At 32.0% G+C, this 15,486-nt stretch carries 15 protein-coding genes and 1 pseudogene; 10 read left to right on the forward strand and 6 right to left on the reverse strand.

From position 1 onward, the window contains the following. Positions 1–35: 35 nt before the first annotated feature. Positions 36–704, reverse strand: a complete 669-nt coding sequence (locus JE46_RS03345) for a hypothetical protein (protein ID WP_031453848.1) — start codon at positions 702–704, stop codon at positions 36–38. 251 nt (positions 705–955) lie between these two features. Next, positions 956–1,132 (reverse strand): twin-arginine translocase TatA/TatE family subunit, encoded by a 177-nt coding sequence (tatA, locus tag JE46_RS03350; RefSeq protein WP_031453849.1) that lies wholly within the window; start codon positions 1,130–1,132, stop codon positions 956–958. A 207-nt stretch (positions 1,133–1,339) separates the two neighbouring features. Here tatA and JE46_RS03355 point away from each other — a divergent pair, with 207 nt between their 5' ends. The 6 genes from JE46_RS03355 to JE46_RS03380 all read left to right on the forward strand — a co-directional run bounded on the left by JE46_RS03355 (position 1,340) and on the right by JE46_RS03380 (position 8,334). Next, positions 1,340–1,828, forward strand: coding sequence for a hypothetical protein (locus JE46_RS03355; RefSeq protein ID WP_031453850.1), 489 nt, complete (start codon positions 1,340–1,342; stop codon positions 1,826–1,828). A gap of 10 nt (positions 1,829–1,838) precedes the next feature. Then, entirely contained in the window at positions 1,839–3,323 is a 1,485-nt protein-coding gene (locus JE46_RS03360) for a GH3 auxin-responsive promoter family protein (protein WP_031453851.1), read from the forward strand. A 127-nt stretch (positions 3,324–3,450) separates the two neighbouring features. Beyond that, positions 3,451–5,130, forward strand: coding sequence for a DUF6909 family protein (locus tag JE46_RS03365; RefSeq protein ID WP_031453852.1), 1,680 nt, complete (start codon positions 3,451–3,453; stop codon positions 5,128–5,130). 100 nt (positions 5,131–5,230) lie between these two features. Further along, a complete protein-coding gene (locus JE46_RS03370; RefSeq protein ID WP_031453853.1) occupies positions 5,231–6,214 on the forward strand; it encodes a UDP-glucuronic acid decarboxylase family protein in 984 nt (327 codons plus the stop codon). Next, complete coding sequence (locus JE46_RS03375) at positions 6,215–7,567, forward strand: exopolysaccharide biosynthesis polyprenyl glycosylphosphotransferase (protein WP_031453854.1); 1,353 nt, start codon at positions 6,215–6,217, stop codon at positions 7,565–7,567. Next, positions 7,567–8,334, forward strand: a complete 768-nt coding sequence (locus tag JE46_RS03380) for a glycosyltransferase family 2 protein (protein ID WP_031453855.1) — start codon at positions 7,567–7,569, stop codon at positions 8,332–8,334. Before JE46_RS03375 ends, JE46_RS03380 begins: the two co-directional genes overlap by 1 nt. Before the next feature lie 22 nt (positions 8,335–8,356). Here the strand turns inward: JE46_RS03380 and JE46_RS03385 are convergent. Both JE46_RS03385 and JE46_RS03390 read right to left on the reverse strand, forming a co-directional pair. Continuing rightward, a pseudogene (locus tag JE46_RS03385) lies at positions 8,357–8,896 on the reverse strand (ORF6N domain-containing protein). 40 nt (positions 8,897–8,936) lie between these two features. Beyond that, positions 8,937–10,247: a phenylacetate--CoA ligase family protein gene (locus JE46_RS03390; protein ID WP_031453856.1), complete on the reverse strand. Its 1,311-nt coding sequence runs from the start codon at positions 10,245–10,247 to the stop codon at positions 8,937–8,939. A gap of 135 nt (positions 10,248–10,382) precedes the next feature. Here JE46_RS03390 and purD point away from each other — a divergent pair, with 135 nt between their 5' ends. Continuing rightward, positions 10,383–11,657, forward strand: coding sequence for a phosphoribosylamine--glycine ligase (gene purD, locus JE46_RS03395; RefSeq protein ID WP_031453857.1), 1,275 nt, complete (start codon positions 10,383–10,385; stop codon positions 11,655–11,657). Positions 11,658–11,697: 40 nt separating this feature from the next. Here the strand turns inward: purD and JE46_RS03400 are convergent, their stop codons facing one another. Further along, positions 11,698–11,928, reverse strand: coding sequence for a DUF6341 family protein (locus JE46_RS03400; protein WP_031453858.1), 231 nt, complete (start codon positions 11,926–11,928; stop codon positions 11,698–11,700). A 133-nt stretch (positions 11,929–12,061) separates the two neighbouring features. Between JE46_RS03400 and JE46_RS03405 the strand changes: the two genes are divergently transcribed. After that, positions 12,062–12,991 (forward strand): DUF6427 family protein, encoded by a 930-nt coding sequence (locus JE46_RS03405; protein ID WP_031453859.1) that lies wholly within the window; start codon positions 12,062–12,064, stop codon positions 12,989–12,991. Here the strand turns inward: JE46_RS03405 and upp are convergent. Further along, positions 12,986–13,639, reverse strand: coding sequence for a uracil phosphoribosyltransferase (gene upp / locus JE46_RS03410; RefSeq protein ID WP_031453860.1), 654 nt, complete (start codon positions 13,637–13,639; stop codon positions 12,986–12,988). The two genes, JE46_RS03405 and upp, sit on opposite strands and share 6 nt — an antisense overlap. 111 nt (positions 13,640–13,750) lie before the next feature. Between upp and JE46_RS03415 the strand changes: the two genes are divergently transcribed. Then, complete coding sequence (locus tag JE46_RS03415) at positions 13,751–14,356, forward strand: DUF4254 domain-containing protein (protein WP_031453861.1); 606 nt, start codon at positions 13,751–13,753, stop codon at positions 14,354–14,356. A gap of 43 nt (positions 14,357–14,399) precedes the next feature. Continuing rightward, on the forward strand, positions 14,400–15,413 hold the full coding sequence (locus JE46_RS03420; protein WP_031453862.1) for a glycosyltransferase family 9 protein: 1,014 nt from the start codon (positions 14,400–14,402) through the stop codon (positions 15,411–15,413). Positions 15,414–15,486: the final 73 nt, after the last annotated feature.

The following is a 15,486-nucleotide window of genomic DNA, read 5'->3' on the forward strand; positions in this document are numbered from 1 at the left end:
ATGAGATATTTTAGATGTTATTTTTTGAATTTTTGTTAAACCAAAATTGAATTCACAGTAAAGTTATGTCGGGATATTATTTCTTTTTGAAACACAACATGAGATCCTTCAGTTACAACCATTTCTATTGAAGTATGATTATCTGAAAGGTGGGTTTTTAAAAATACACTTCCTCTTTTGGTTTCAAAACCATACGGGTTTACTTGTTTTACAGGAGCCGGTAATAAATACTGTGTCAAATCAGCAGCATTATTTTTTTTACTTAATTCTTTCATAGCCATAGAAATGGCTTCCAAATCAAATCCCGATAATGATCTTAAAGAATTCCATTCTCCGTTTGAGTTTTTACCAAGACATAATAAAACATCGTCTAATTTTCCGGAGCCATCTACGAGAAGATGCATCGGAAACATTTTTAGTTGATTATCAGCTGAGTTGTAACAAAAATTTCCTGAAAGTTTGTATCCGGTTTTTTCCAATCCGAAGGCTGCATTTTTATAACATTCTAAAAGTGCAGAATCTGATAAAAAAACATCAGTACAAGATGATTTTGAGAATTGGGATAAAATATTTTCGTTTTCATTGCCGAAATCCGAAAAAGATCCGAAGGTATTCTGAGCAAGGAGTGAACTGCCGCAAAAAAGAGTTGTAGCCCCTATAAATCCAACATTTTTGATAAAATTTCTACGTGTTAAATCAATCATAATAAATGTTTTATTAGTAAAAAATTATGGTAAAAATAATAAAAACATCAATATGGATAAATTATTTATGCGTTTTATTTATTAAATTATAATAATTACTAATTATTTTCGTTTGCAAATTTTTATTTTCAGGAAAAATCCTTCAAGAATGCAAGCTTTTGAATATAAGTAATTTAAAAATTGGACATAAAAAATCCCAACTAAAACCATTATGATTTCAGTTGGGATTCAAAATACTCTCTTACAGAGTTTTATTTAACTTCTTCTTCTTCTTTTTTAGCAGTAGGTTGATCGTCTTTGGCTGCGTTTTTAAATTCTTTAATTCCGCTTCCTAGTCCTTTCATTAATTCCGGAATTTTTTTACCTCCAAAAAGTAATAAAACAACTGCCAATATAATAAGGATTTCTGTAACGCCAAATCTTCCCATAATAGTAAAATTAATGCCGAAGCAATTTATAAATTTTTGTTGCAAATGTATATAGAATATACGTATCAGAATAGTTTTTAGACTAAAATGTTTATTTTGAAGAGCGTTAAATATTTTATAAAATAAAAAAATAAGAAGTATTGTATCAAATTTGACAGATACCACCAAATGTAATAATTGTTATATTTGCGAGTATAAACATCCGCAATGACCAAGAAAAAAAAGAACTTCAGAAAAAAATTGTTCGTAAAAAACCGATTGGTAATTTTGAATGAAAATACATTTGAAGAAATTTTTTCGTTCAGACTTACTTTAATGAATGTTTTTGTTGTTTTTTCTTTAGGCGGAATATTCTTAATTCTCATTACTACTTTTATCATTGCATTCACTCCTTTGCGTGAATTTATACCCGGATATTCGTCAACACAGTTAAAAAAAAATGCTTTAGAATTAGCTATAAAGTCTGATTCATTAACAACTTCATTAAAGAAAAATGAAGCCTATATCAAATCGATTCAAAAAGTATTGACAGGTGAATTAGAATATGCAAAGTTCAACAAAGACTCTATTTTAGCTGAATCTGAGGAAATACAGATAACCAATATGAAGGCTTCTGAAGAAGAAATTAAACTTAGAGAAGAAGTTTCCAAAATAGAGAAGGAGTCGGGCGGTAATAAAGCAAACAAAAAGAAATAATACACACAAAATGTCAATTAAATCTATAGCAGCAAAAATATTTGCACGAAAAATATACAATCAAACAAGGGTATGGTCTAATAAACCGGTTGAAACTCAGCTGAAAGTTTTTAAAATTTTGATTGAGAAGGCCAAAGCAACCGAATTTGGAAAAGATCATCATTTTGATACTATAAAAACAATTACAGATTTTCAAAAGAACGTTCCAATTCGGGATTATGAAGATTTAAAATCGTATATCGAAAAAGTAAAATTAGGTAAGGAAAATATTCTTTGGAAGGGAAAACCTATTTATTTTGCCAAAACTTCCGGAACAACATCCGGAGCCAAATATATTCCGCTAACCAGGGAATCAATGCCTTCTCATATCAATGCGGCACGTAATGCTATTTTGCATTATATCAACGAAACAGGAAATGCAGATTTTGTTGATGGTAAAATGATCTTTTTGCAGGGAAGTCCAATTTTGACTGAAAAGCACGGAATAAATTTTGGAAGACTTTCAGGAATTGTTGCTCATTTTGTACCGAAATACCTGCAGAAAAACAGAATGCCATCATGGGAAACCAATTGCATTGAAGACTGGGAAAGCAAAGTTGATGCTATTGTTGATGAAACAATAAAAGAAGATATGTCTGTAATTTCCGGAATTCCATCATGGGTACAAATGTATTTTGAGCGATTACAGCAAAAAAGCGGTGGAAAGAAAATAGGTGATATATTTAAGAACTTTAACCTGTTTATTTATGGAGGAGTAAATTATGAGCCTTATCGGGCTAAATTTGAAAATATGATTGGCAGAAAAGTAGACAGTATTGAGCTATTTCCTGCTTCTGAAGGATTTTTTGCCTATCAGGATTCTCAAAAAGAAAAAGGAATGCTCTTGTTACTTAACTCCGGAATTTTCTATGAGTTTATAAAAGCAGATGAATTTTTTGAAGAAAACCCAAAAAGTCATACCGTTGGTGAAGTAGAAATAGATGTAAATTATGTTTTGATTATTTCTACAAATGCAGGGCTTTGGCGTTATAATATTGGCGATACCGTTAAATTTACGACTTTATTTCCGCATCGCGTAATTGTGTCAGGCAGAATCAAGCATTATATTTCTGCTTTTGGAGAACATGTTATTGCAAACGAAGTCGAAAATGCCATGAAAGAAGCGACAGCAGGAACCAAAATTGTCATTAACGAATTTACAGTAGCACCACAAATTAATCCATCAAAAGGATTGCCTTATCACGAGTGGCTTATAGAATTTGAAAATGAACCGGAAAATATACTATCTTTTGCAGAAGCAATCGACGATTCGATGCGAAAACAAAACATTTATTACGATGATTTAATTACAGGAAATGTTTTGCAGAAAGTAGTTATAACCAAAGTTTCTAAAAACGGATTTCAGGAATACATGAAATCGCAGGGAAAATTAGGCGGACAGAATAAATTGCCAAGGTTATCAAATAATAGGGATATAGCGGATAATTTGAAATAGAGAAACAGTTCTTCTAACAATTTGATAAAAACTATTTTGAATGAATTAAACAGATAATTCATAACTTTCCTTACATTATGTTCCTGAATAGTCTTCTTTTTAAAGAGGATTTTAAAAATAAAAAAACATGAAAGAAACTAAACATATATCAAGATCAAGAGCGCAGGAATCATCTGCAGCGATCGAAAAAATGTACATTACAATGCGCCATTTATTCAATCGTGGTTTTTATAAGCCAATGGGTGTGTCAGGCGATAGCCTGCGGGAATCATTATTGGCTTTACGCCCTGAAATTTATGGAAATATTGGTGAAGAAAAAGTTGAACTAAATGGGCTTTTATATGTTATAGAACGTCTTCCAATAGGAATTGAGCAATGCCGTTTTATTAATTTAACTTCAGATGAAGGATATTCAAAATCACATTTTCAGCCCATTGTTCCTCCAAAAAGAAGAAGAAATTGCTACCGCATTGATGAGGAACAGATGAATGTTGAAATCACACGAGGCCGCTCTGATATTTATGATATTTTAACGCATTTAACTTTTATTTTCATCGAATCTCATAAAATTAAAAACAGGGTTTTATTAGATGACGGAGGTGAAGTTTCGCGTGACTGGTTAAAATTAGAACAAGCTGTAATGCAAACCAAAAAACTGCCTCTGGTAGAAAGGGAAAAAGCAATATCGCATGTGGCCAATATTTTAGCCAGAACATTCGAAGAAGTTTTAGATATTTATGACGCTTTTGGGTCAGAAAATGCACCGGATCGTTTCCTTCATGTAATTTATTGGCTTGGAAAATTAGCTATCGAAGAAATTATTGAAAACAATAAACGAACAATAACTTTTAGTCCGGTTTTACGCGAGCGTTTGGGTCACCATATTCACGGAGAAATCTGGGCAACAAATATTAAGGAAGTTTTAAAAGCAAATAATCTTTTAAAACGTCCTATTCATGTAATTAGTGCGAATATGCACAGCGTAATGAATTCAATTTTTGCAACACCTTTGTTAACAGCAAAGTATAAAGGCAAATCAGATTTCTTTATTTATGAAGAATTGAGCAGTTCGGGATCAAAAGAAATTAGAAGTCAGGTTGAAGAATTAGCTTTAAAAAACGGAATGATTTCACTACCTGACACATCAGGGACAAATATTGATGTACAGATTTTTGATACAGCCAAAATTGACTGGTCTAAAACCGCATTTTCTTATGCAAACATTGACGAAGAAAAACCTGTTTTAATAGTAATGGATTATGCTTTTGGCGAACAGGCATATGAAACTATCGATGAACTTTTAAAACCATTTAAAAAAGAAACCTTACTGAACGTAAAATCTGTTTCGATTATGGGTAAAGCCGGAATTCTGGAAGGTGGAAAAGGAGATATCATGATTCCGTCAGCACATATAAATGAAGGAACTGCAGATAATTATTTCTTCGAAAATGAATTAACCGGCGCTATGTTCGAAGGAAACGATATTGCTGTTTATGAAGGAGCAATGGTTACCGTTTTAGGAACTTCATTGCAAAACAGAGATTTGCTTAAGTTTTTCCACGAATCGACCTGGGGTGTTATTGGTCTGGAAATGGAAGGCTCTTATTACCAAAAGGCCATTCAGTCGGCATCAAAAATTAGAAAAAGTGTCCCTCATGATATCAAAGTTCGTTATGCTTATTATGCTTCGGATAATCCGTTGGAAACAGGAAGTACACTGGCTTCAGGTGGATTAGGAACTACAGGAGTAAAGCCAACTTATCTAATTACGATTAAAATTCTGGAACAAATTTTTAATAATAAATAATCAACATTCAAAAGTTTAGTCAATAATAGAAAAAAGATAAATGCTAAATTTATTTTTATAAAATTGAAAAAAGTAAATTTGCTTTTGGAAACAAATCAATATGAAAAGAATACTTATTACAGGTGCTGCAGGATTTTTAGGATCACATTTGTGTGATCGGTTTATCAAAGAAGGCTATTATGTTATTGGAATGGATAACCTGATTACAGGAGATCTTAAAAATATTGAACATCTGTTTAAGTTAGAACATTTTGAGTTTTACCATCACGACATTACAAAATTTGTACATATTCCGGGCGAATTAGACTATATTTTGCATTTTGCTTCGCCTGCAAGCCCAATTGATTATTTAAAAATTCCAATTCAAACCTTAAAAGTAGGATCATTAGGAACTCATAATTTATTAGGTTTGGCTCGTGTAAAAAAAGCAAGAATTTTAATTGCCTCTACTTCTGAAGTATATGGAGACCCTTTAGTCCATCCGCAAACAGAAGAATATTACGGAAACGTAAACACTATTGGACCTCGCGGAGTTTATGATGAAGCAAAACGTTTTCAGGAATCCATAACAATGGCTTACCACACTTTTCATGGTGTTGAAACCAGAATCGTTCGTATTTTTAATACTTACGGACCAAGAATGCGTCTTAATGATGGCCGCGTAATTCCGGCTTTTATTGGTCAGGCACTTCGTGGAGAAGATTTAACGATTTTTGGAGATGGTATGCAAACCCGTTCGTTTTGTTATGTAGACGATCAGGTTGAAGGAATATACAGATTATTGCATTCAGATTATGTATATCCGGTTAATATTGGGAATCCGGATGAAATAACTATTAAGGATTTTGCTGAAGAAATTATAAAACTTACCGGGACAAACCAAAAAGTAGTTTACCATCCATTACCTATTAATGACCCTCTGCAACGCCAGCCGGACACTACAAAAGCAAAAGAATTATTAGGATGGGAAGCCAAAGTAAACCGCGCAGAAGGAATGAAAATTACGTATGATTATTTTAAATCACTTTCAAAAGAAGAACTTTCAAAAGAAGAGCATAAAGATTTTTCAAATTATATAAAATAAATGCGGACAAAAACAGGAAAATATTCAGGCTATATTCGGCCATTCTCCTATTTGATTGATTTGCTTATTATCAATTTTTTTGCGGTTTATATAGCGCATTTTCCTGAAAATCAAATTTTATTTTTAATCGTATTAAATGTCGGTTGGATTGGTATTGCTTCTGATTTAGGTTTTTACGAAGTATATCGTTATACAAAAGTAATTGCAATTTTAAATTGTGCTTTAAAACAAGCCTGCTTATTTGGTTTTGTAGTTTTTGCACTTGCCTTCTTTTATGCTAAGCAAACCAGTTTTAGAACGTTGTTGTTTTATTTATGGTTTATATTTATTCTTATCTTATTTATTAAGTTTTCAATCTATTATTTCCTACAGACTTATCGCGTTGTTTTTGGTGGAAATCACAGGAGAGTTGTGTTGTTAGGTAATAAAGCAAGTATTTCGCCTTTAAAATATTTTTTTACAGAGAATCCTGATTATGGATATGAACTGATTCATGTTTTTGAATTTGAAGAAGTAAAAGATGAGCATATTGAAGAAATGTTTGAATTCGTGATGAATAAAAATATGGACGAAATGTATTGTTCTATTATTGGATTATCTCAGGATCAGATGAATGCACTTATTGATTTTGCTGACAGTAATTTGAAGACATTAAAGTTTATTCCTGATGGGAATCAAATATTTTTTAGAAATTTCATCTTACAATATTATGATTATATTCCTGTAATTGCACTTAGGAGTATTCGACTAGATGAAAATTTGTATAAAATAATGAAACGAACTTTCGATGTTACTTTTTCAATAGTAATTATTTTGGGTGTTCTTTCATGGATTCTTCCAATTTTAGGAGTTTTAATTAAACTGGAATCTAAGGGACCAATTTTACTCAGACAAAGGCGTAACGGACTCAATAACAAGGAATTCAATTGTTATAAATTTCGATCAATGGAAATAACCAATGAAACCTATACAAATCAGGTTTCTAAAAACGACCCCAGAGTTACTAAAATTGGAAAGTTTATTAGAAAAACCAGTATTGATGAGCTACCACAGTTTTTTAATGTTTTACGGGGAGAGATGTCAGTAGTCGGACCAAGACCGCACATGGTAAGCTATAATCAGGAATATATACTTAAAGTAGATAAATTTATGGTGCGCCATTTTATAAAACCCGGAATTACAGGCTTAGCACAGGTAAAAGGTTTTCGTGGAGAAATCGAATCTGATTATGATATTATAAACAGGGTAAAATATGATATTTTTTATATCGAAAACTGGTCTATTTTATTAGACTTGAAAATTATTGTAATTACGATTTACCATATCATTAAAGGTGATGAAAAAGCATATTGATGAGTGAGTTAGTTTCTATCATAACACCCACATATAATGCCGAAAAATATATTCGGGAAACGCTGCAGTCTGTACTGAATCAAAGTTATCAAAACTGGGAAATGATTTTGGCCGATGATGCATCAACTGATCACACAATTTACATAATTGAAGAATTTGCTCAAAAAGACAGCCGAATAAAACTCTATAAATTACCGGAAAATCGTGGAAATGGTTTTGCCCGAAACACCGCTTTAGAAAAAGCAACAGGGAAATATATTGCCTACTTAGATGCCGATGATTTGTGGTTTCCTGAGAAGTTAGAAAAACAGATTCAGTTTTTAAAAACAAATAATCTGCCATTCACATTTAGTTTTTATGATTCTATTGATGAAATGGGAAATGATTTAAACAGAAGAGTTGAATCACCAAATCCATTAACTTACAAACAGTTGTTTTTCTGCAACTATGTTGGCAATTTGACAGCCATTTACGACACAGATTATTTTGGCAAAATTATTTTGGAAACGTCCCAAAAAAGGCAAGATTGGAGAATATGGCTTACGATTTTAAAACAAATAAAAACGGCAAAACCTGTCCCGGAATCTCTGGCTTTTTATAGAATTAGAAAGGATTCTGTTTCCTCTTCAAAATTCAAATTAATCAAACATAACTTTGGGGTTTACAGCCAATTCCACGGATATAATTTTGTGTTTGCTGTTTTGCTGATGATAAGGTTTTTGTATACGCAGTTGATTGTAAAACGCCGATATATAAAGAAGATTTAGTTTTAAGTACACATTTATAACCTTAAAGAATTACTTTTTTATATCCAATTTTTACTCTTTCCTCTTCATTTTCTTTCTTTTCAGTTAATTCATCTAAATAAGAAAATACCAATTCTATATTTTTATCATGATTTTCTAACTTCTTTTGAATCTGAAGAATATCAACTTTAATTTCAGTTGTGTCCAAAAGCATTTGTCTTACTTTTGTAAAAATTCTCATGATTTGTATATTGGTTTGAATGGCTTTGTCGCTTTTTAATACACTTGAAAGCATTAATATCCCATGTTCGGCAAAGGCATAAGGAAGGTATTTTAAATTTGAACCTCTTCCATTCTTCAAGGTCGCAATTTGCGACCTTGAAGAATTGTATTCATTTTCAGTTAGTTGAAACATGAAGTCTTCAGGAAATCAAGATAAATTTCTTTTAACCTGTTCATTTAGTCTTTTAGTTTCGACATCATAAAGGGAAGCCAAATCGCTATCCAGCATCACTTTGTGTCCGCGAATAAAGTATATTTTATTAGAAATTGTTTCTTCAGAGAGTAAAGATTGATCAGCCATAAGTTTTTAAATTAAAAACAAATGTAAGATTTTATTTATATTATAAAAAAGATTTGAATTGTTTTAGTTTGCCTCGATTGGTTCTTTCTAAAACAGTTTTTCTGGTAAAAGTGAAGTTTAGATTTGGTTCCAGATATAAATCAATGGCTTCTTTTATTTTTTGAATTTGTTCTGAAACTAATTCTTTTTCAGAAACATATTCAATTTCAAAAGTATCTAATTTGGTTTGTTTGATGATAAATTCTTTTACATTTCCATCATCTTCGATAATGCTTTTGGTTACATAATAAAATGTCAATCCCGGGGATTTTTTACCGCTTGGCAAAATGGCAACATCATTGGTTCTTCCAATGAGCTTTTTTAGAATTGGTTTTTGAGGAGTGCTCTTTTCATCCAAAATTCCAATGTCGCCAATTTCATATCTTATGAATGGATTTGCTTTATTGAAGAGTGAAGTAATCACAATTTTACCTTCTGTTCCATGTGGAACAGGATTATTATTTTCATCTAAAATTTCGACAAATAATGTTTCAGCATTTACCTGCCATTCTCCCTGAGGATTTTCAAAAGCAATCAAATCCAGTTCAGAGGCACCATATTCACTGATAATTGGAATGCCGAATTGTCTTTCGAGAAGTTTTTTATCCGATTCAAAAAGCATTTCTGAAGTAACAAAGCAAGCTTTCAGAGTTGGACAAATTTCGTTTAAAACCATATTTTTTTGTTCCAGATATTTAGCAAATAAAACGATAGAACTGGTATATCCGTTGAGGTAATCGAATTTTTTGGTTTTGAATTTCTGCAGAAATTTTTCCAGAACTGCATCAGATAAATCAAAAACCGGGAAACGAAAACGATGGGTTAAAAAATCTTTGAAACGTTCTTTTTGATATCCGATAAAACCCATTGGAATTCCGTAAAATCGAGCCTGATACGATTGATTAAAATCAATACCGAACCAACCAAAACGCATCATATTTGAAGCCCAGGTCAAAGCATGCGAATATTTATCTTTAGCAAAAACAAAAGGAGTTCCGCTCGATCCGGAAGTTTTGTTGAGGTAAATGTTTTTTTTAGAATACCCTTTTGAAAGTCTTTCTTCAAGAGGTTTTTGTAAATTTTGTTTGTTTAAAACAGGAAGGTTTTTCCAATTTTCAGCAATTGTATTTCCGGCTAATGCTGCGTAAAAAGAGTTATTTTTGAGATGAAAATCAACAATTTCTGCTTTTTTATTTTCCAGAAACGAAGCAAATTCTTCTTCAGAAAAATGAATAATTTTATCCAATTCGGCTTTGGCTTTCTTTATTGGAAAACCATTTAATTGAAGAGAAATATCAAAAAGGCGAATCATTTTTTCAGCATATTTTCATCAAAAATAATGTTTAGGATTTACTAACAGTGCGGAACGAACAACTTTTTAAAGATTTAATTATTTTTTACGTACAAAAGCAAGTATTTTTGCACCACAACTAAATACAACTACACCATGACAATTTTATTATTGGGATCAGGCGGAAGAGAGCATGCATTTGCATGGAAAATGACTCAGAGCCCGCTTTGCGAAAAACTTTTTGTAGTACCTGGAAATGCAGGAACTGCTGCGATTGCTGAAAATGTAGCAATATCTGCAACAGATTTTGAAGCAGTAAAAGCTTTAGTACTTAAAGAAAATATAAGTTTAGTAGTTGTAGGACCTGAAGATCCGTTGGTAAAAGGTATTTACGACTATTTCAAAAATGACGAAAGTTTAAAAAATATTCCGGTTATTGGGCCATCTCAATTGGGGGCGCAATTAGAAGGAAGCAAGGAATTTGCAAAAGAATTCCTGATGAAACATAACATTCCAACAGCTGCTTATGACAGTTTTACTGCCGAAACAGTGGAGAAAGGATGCGAGTTTTTGGAAACTTTGCAACCTCCTTACGTTTTAAAAGCAGATGGTTTAGCAGCAGGAAAAGGGGTTTTGATTATTCAGGATTTAGAAGGAGCAAAAACAGAATTACGTAACATGCTCGTGCATGCTAAATTTGGAGCAGCAAGTTCAAAAGTAGTTATAGAAGAATTTTTGGATGGAATCGAATTAAGCTGTTTCGTTTTAACGGATGGTAAAAACTATAAAATTCTTCCAACAGCAAAAGATTACAAACGAATTGGAGAAGGAGATACAGGTTTAAACACAGGCGGAATGGGAGCCGTTTCTCCGGTTCCTTATGTGGATGCCGTTTTAATGGAAAAAATTGAAACCCGTATCGTAAAACCAACCATCGAAGGCTTCCAAAAAGACGGAATCGAATACAAAGGTTTTGTATTTATTGGTTTAATCAACGTGAAAAACGAACCAATCGTTATTGAATACAACGTAAGAATGGGAGATCCTGAAACGGAAGTTGTGGTTCCGAGATTAAAATCTGATTTAGTTGAATTGTTTTTATCTGTTGCAGATCAAAAATTAGGAGATTTTAATTTAGAAGTTGATCCAAGAAGTGCTACAACTGTAATGGTAGTTTCTGGCGGATATCCTGAAGATTTCGAAAAAGGAAAAGTGATTACAGGTTTAGAAAATATTACAGATTCGATAGTTTTTCATGCAGGAACAAAATTAGATGGCGAAAATGTCGTTACTAATGGAGGACGTGTAATTGCAGTAACATCATACGGAGATAATTTTCAGGAGGCCATAAAAAAATCTTACCAAAACATAGATAAACTAAGCTTTGATAAGATGTATTTTAGAAAAGATATCGGCTTCGACTTACTTTAAAAATATTCAACAAGCCCTTTTTAATTAAAGGGTTTGGTTTTTATTTTAAAAATGAATGAGCTGTTGTATCTTGGTTTTCTGTCCCGGCATCATCAAAAATACGTAATTGTTTAATCCAATAAACGATTGCGCATGAACAGATGATCATGAAAATCCAGTTGATAGTGTTTGCACCAAACCATGTAATTAATTCCAAACGACGTAAAAAGTCAAGAGGAGCAAACAAAATGTTAACGAATAAGTATTGAATTCCTTCGAAAAAAGCTGTCATAATTTATAAAATTATATGTTATTATTGTTTTTAACGCATTGAATCAAAATTCAAAAAGAATCTTTTTCAACTTGTTGGTTTTCCTTTTTAAACAAGTATTATATTTACAGTCACAAAAGTATAAAATATCCTTATGATAACAAGTGTTTTTAAAAAATCTACGCCATTAAATTATTCTTTGGTCGTAATTTTGATACTGGTTTTCTTTTTTATGTTTCAAATTCAGGGACCATTATGGATGAGTTCTTATTTTTTGGCGTTTCAAAAAATAAGTTTATTGTGCTTTATTTTAGCTTCTTTTTTTCTGATAAATTTTATCGTAAAAAAGAACGGACTCAGTAAAGACAATGGTTACGCTATACTTTTCTATTTGTTGTTTTTATTGTTTTTTCCAACAATATTTAATAATCCAAATGTATTATATGCTAACTTTTTTATTTTGCTGGCACTTCGAAGATTAATTTCTTTACAATCGCTTAAGGCTTCAAAAGAAAAAATATTTGATGCTTCTTTTTGGATTTTAGTGGCTTCGTTATTTCAATTTTGGTGTGTTCTTTTCCTGATATTGGTTTTTATATCGATAATTTTTCATGTATCCCGGGATTATAGAAATTGGATTTTACCTTTTATTGCTCTTATAGGAGTTGCATTATTATTTTTAACGACATCCTTAATGTTTAATTTTGATGCCATAAAATTTATTCAGGATAGGGCAGTTTTCGATTTAAGAATTGAGTATTTTAAAAATAATTATGAAAATGGTGCATTCTCAATCTATGTTGCAGTAGTTTTGTTTTTTGTAGTTTCAATGTTAACAACCTTATCAGACAGACCTCAAATTGTACATACTTCATACAAAAAAGTGGTAGCTTGTTTTTTTATTGCTGTCTTTGTTTTCATTCTTTCACCAGACAAAAGCAATGATTTATTATTGTTTAGTATTACGCCGTTGACTATTATGGCCTCGAGCCATATTGAATATATGCAGCAAAAACTAAATAAAGAAATTGTGTTTTATGTACTTATTTGTTGTAGTTTGTTTACTTTTTTCTCTCAATTATAATTTATTTCCATAAGCAAGATCACCGGCATCACCAAGTCCGGGAACAATATAATTTTTCTCGTTTAATTTTTCGTCTAAGGCAGCAATCCACAAATGACAATTGTCAGGAAGCTTTTTTTCAAGATATGCAACTCCTTCCGGAGCGGCAATAACGACTACAATATGAATCTCTTTTGGAACAGCATTTTGAACTAATTTTTCATGAACTGCGACTATAGATTGACCTGTAGCCAGCATTGGGTCAAGAAGCAGGACAGTTTTATCGTTTAAGTTTGAGAGTGCCTGATATTCGACTAAAATTTCAAATTCAGCATCATTATTAGGATGATATCTGGAAGCAGAAACAAAGCTGTTTTCAGCATGGTCAAAATAATTTAAAAAACCATTATGAAGTGGTAGTCCGGCTCTCAAAATAGAACATAAGACTAAATCATTTTCAATTTCAGTAGTTTTTTTGATACCAAGAGGGGTTTGTATTTCGACATTTTTATAGGAAAGATTTTTACTCAGTTCATAGGCCATAATTTCGCCTATTCGTTCTATATTTCGTCGAAAACGCATACTGTCGTTCTGAATATTTATGTTTCTGATTTGTCCTAAAAAGTGATTTAGAACACTATTATTTTCAGAGATGTTATGAATTTTCATAATAGGTTTTTAGAATGATTAGCGGTAAAGAATACCGGGACGAAAAATTATTGGTTTTTATCGTACTATAAAAGTATAAAAAGTATCTTTGTAACTCTAAAAAATAAAGACATGTTTTCAAAATTAGCATATACTGTTTTCGAACAAAGCATCAAAGATTATCATCAATTTGACAGCGTTGATCAACCAATAAACAATCCGTTTCCTAAAGACAAATTTGAGCATTTATTATATTTAAAAAACTGGATAGATACTGTACAATGGCATTACGAAGATATTATACGTGATCCGCAAATTGACCCTGTAGCAGCTTTGACTTTAAAAAGAAAAATTGATGCTTCTAATCAGGAACGTACTGATATGGTGGAATATATTGATAGTTACTTTTTGCAAAAATACAGTCATATCAAAGCAAAAGACGGGGCAAAAATTAATTCTGAAAGTCCTGCCTGGGCTTTTGACAGATTGTCAATTTTAGCATTGAAAATTTATCATATGAACGAAGAAGCAACTCGTGCAGAAGCTACACAGGAACACAGAGATAAATGTCAGGAAAAATTGAATATTCTTTTGGAGCAAAGAACAGACTTGTCTACAGCAATTGAAGAATTACTTACTGATATCGAAAATGGAGAGAAATTTATGAAAGTGTACAAACAAATGAAAATGTACAACGACGATGATTTGAATCCAGTTTTATATCAAAATAAAAAATAATTTGGCAGAGTTGTCAAACAACAGAATCAAGCATATAGCCGTCATGAGACTATCCGCAATGGGAGATGTCGCCATGACGGTTCCTGTTTTACGAGCGTTTGTAAAACAATATCCAACGGTAAAACTGACCGTTATTTCGCGTCCTTTTTTTAAACCTTTTTTTGACGGAATTCTGAATCTGGAGTTTTTTGCTTTTGATGAAAAAGAAAGACACAAAGGATTTCCCGGACTTTTGAGATTATTCAGAGATTTGAAACAGCTTCAAATCGATGCTTTTGCGGATCTTCACAATGTTTTACGATCTAAGGTTGTGAGTTTGCTTTTTGCTTTAAGCGGAAAAAAAAGAGCAACTGTTGATAAAGGACGTGAAGGAAAAAAAGAATTAACCCGCGCAGAAAAGAAGATTTTCAAACAATTGCCAACGATGTTTGAAAGGCATGCCAAAGTGTTTGAAGAACTGGGTTTTCCATTAGATTTATCAAATCCTGATTTCCCTGAAAAAGCTGTTTTAAGTGCAGAAATTACAGATTTAATTGGAGAAAATTATCAAAAACTAATCGGAATTGCACCTTTTGCCCAATATGATTCTAAAGTTTATCCTCTGGATTTAATGAAGGAAGTTGTTTCAGCACTTGCACAAAATCCAAACAATAAAATCCTGCTTTTTGGTGGAGGAAAAAAAGAAATCGAAATCCTGGACTCACTTTCAGAGCCGTTTGAAAATGTAATAAATGTGGCAGGTAAAATTAAATTCCAACAGGAATTACAATTGATAAGCAATCTGGATGTCATGCTTTCTATGGATTCTGGAAACGCCCATATTGCAGCAATGTTGGGTATAAAAGTGGTCACACTTTGGGGAGCCACACATCCATATGCCGGATTTTTACCATTCAACCAAAGTTTGGAAAATGCATTAACTTCAGATCGAAACCAATATCCAAAACTGCCAACTTCTGTTTACGGAAATAAAATTGTTGAGGGTTATCATGATGCGATGAGGTCAATATTGCCAGAGGTAGTTGTTGCTAAAATTAAAAGAGAGTTAAAAAAATAATCTAATAAAAATAAAACCCTGTTATAACCAGGAATTGTTTTATGAGATTCCTGGGAAATAAATAAAAACTAAT

This window comes from Flavobacterium chungangense LMG 26729 (assembly GCF_000735715.2).
GTDB lineage: Bacteria > Bacteroidota > Bacteroidia > Flavobacteriales > Flavobacteriaceae > Flavobacterium > Flavobacterium chungangense.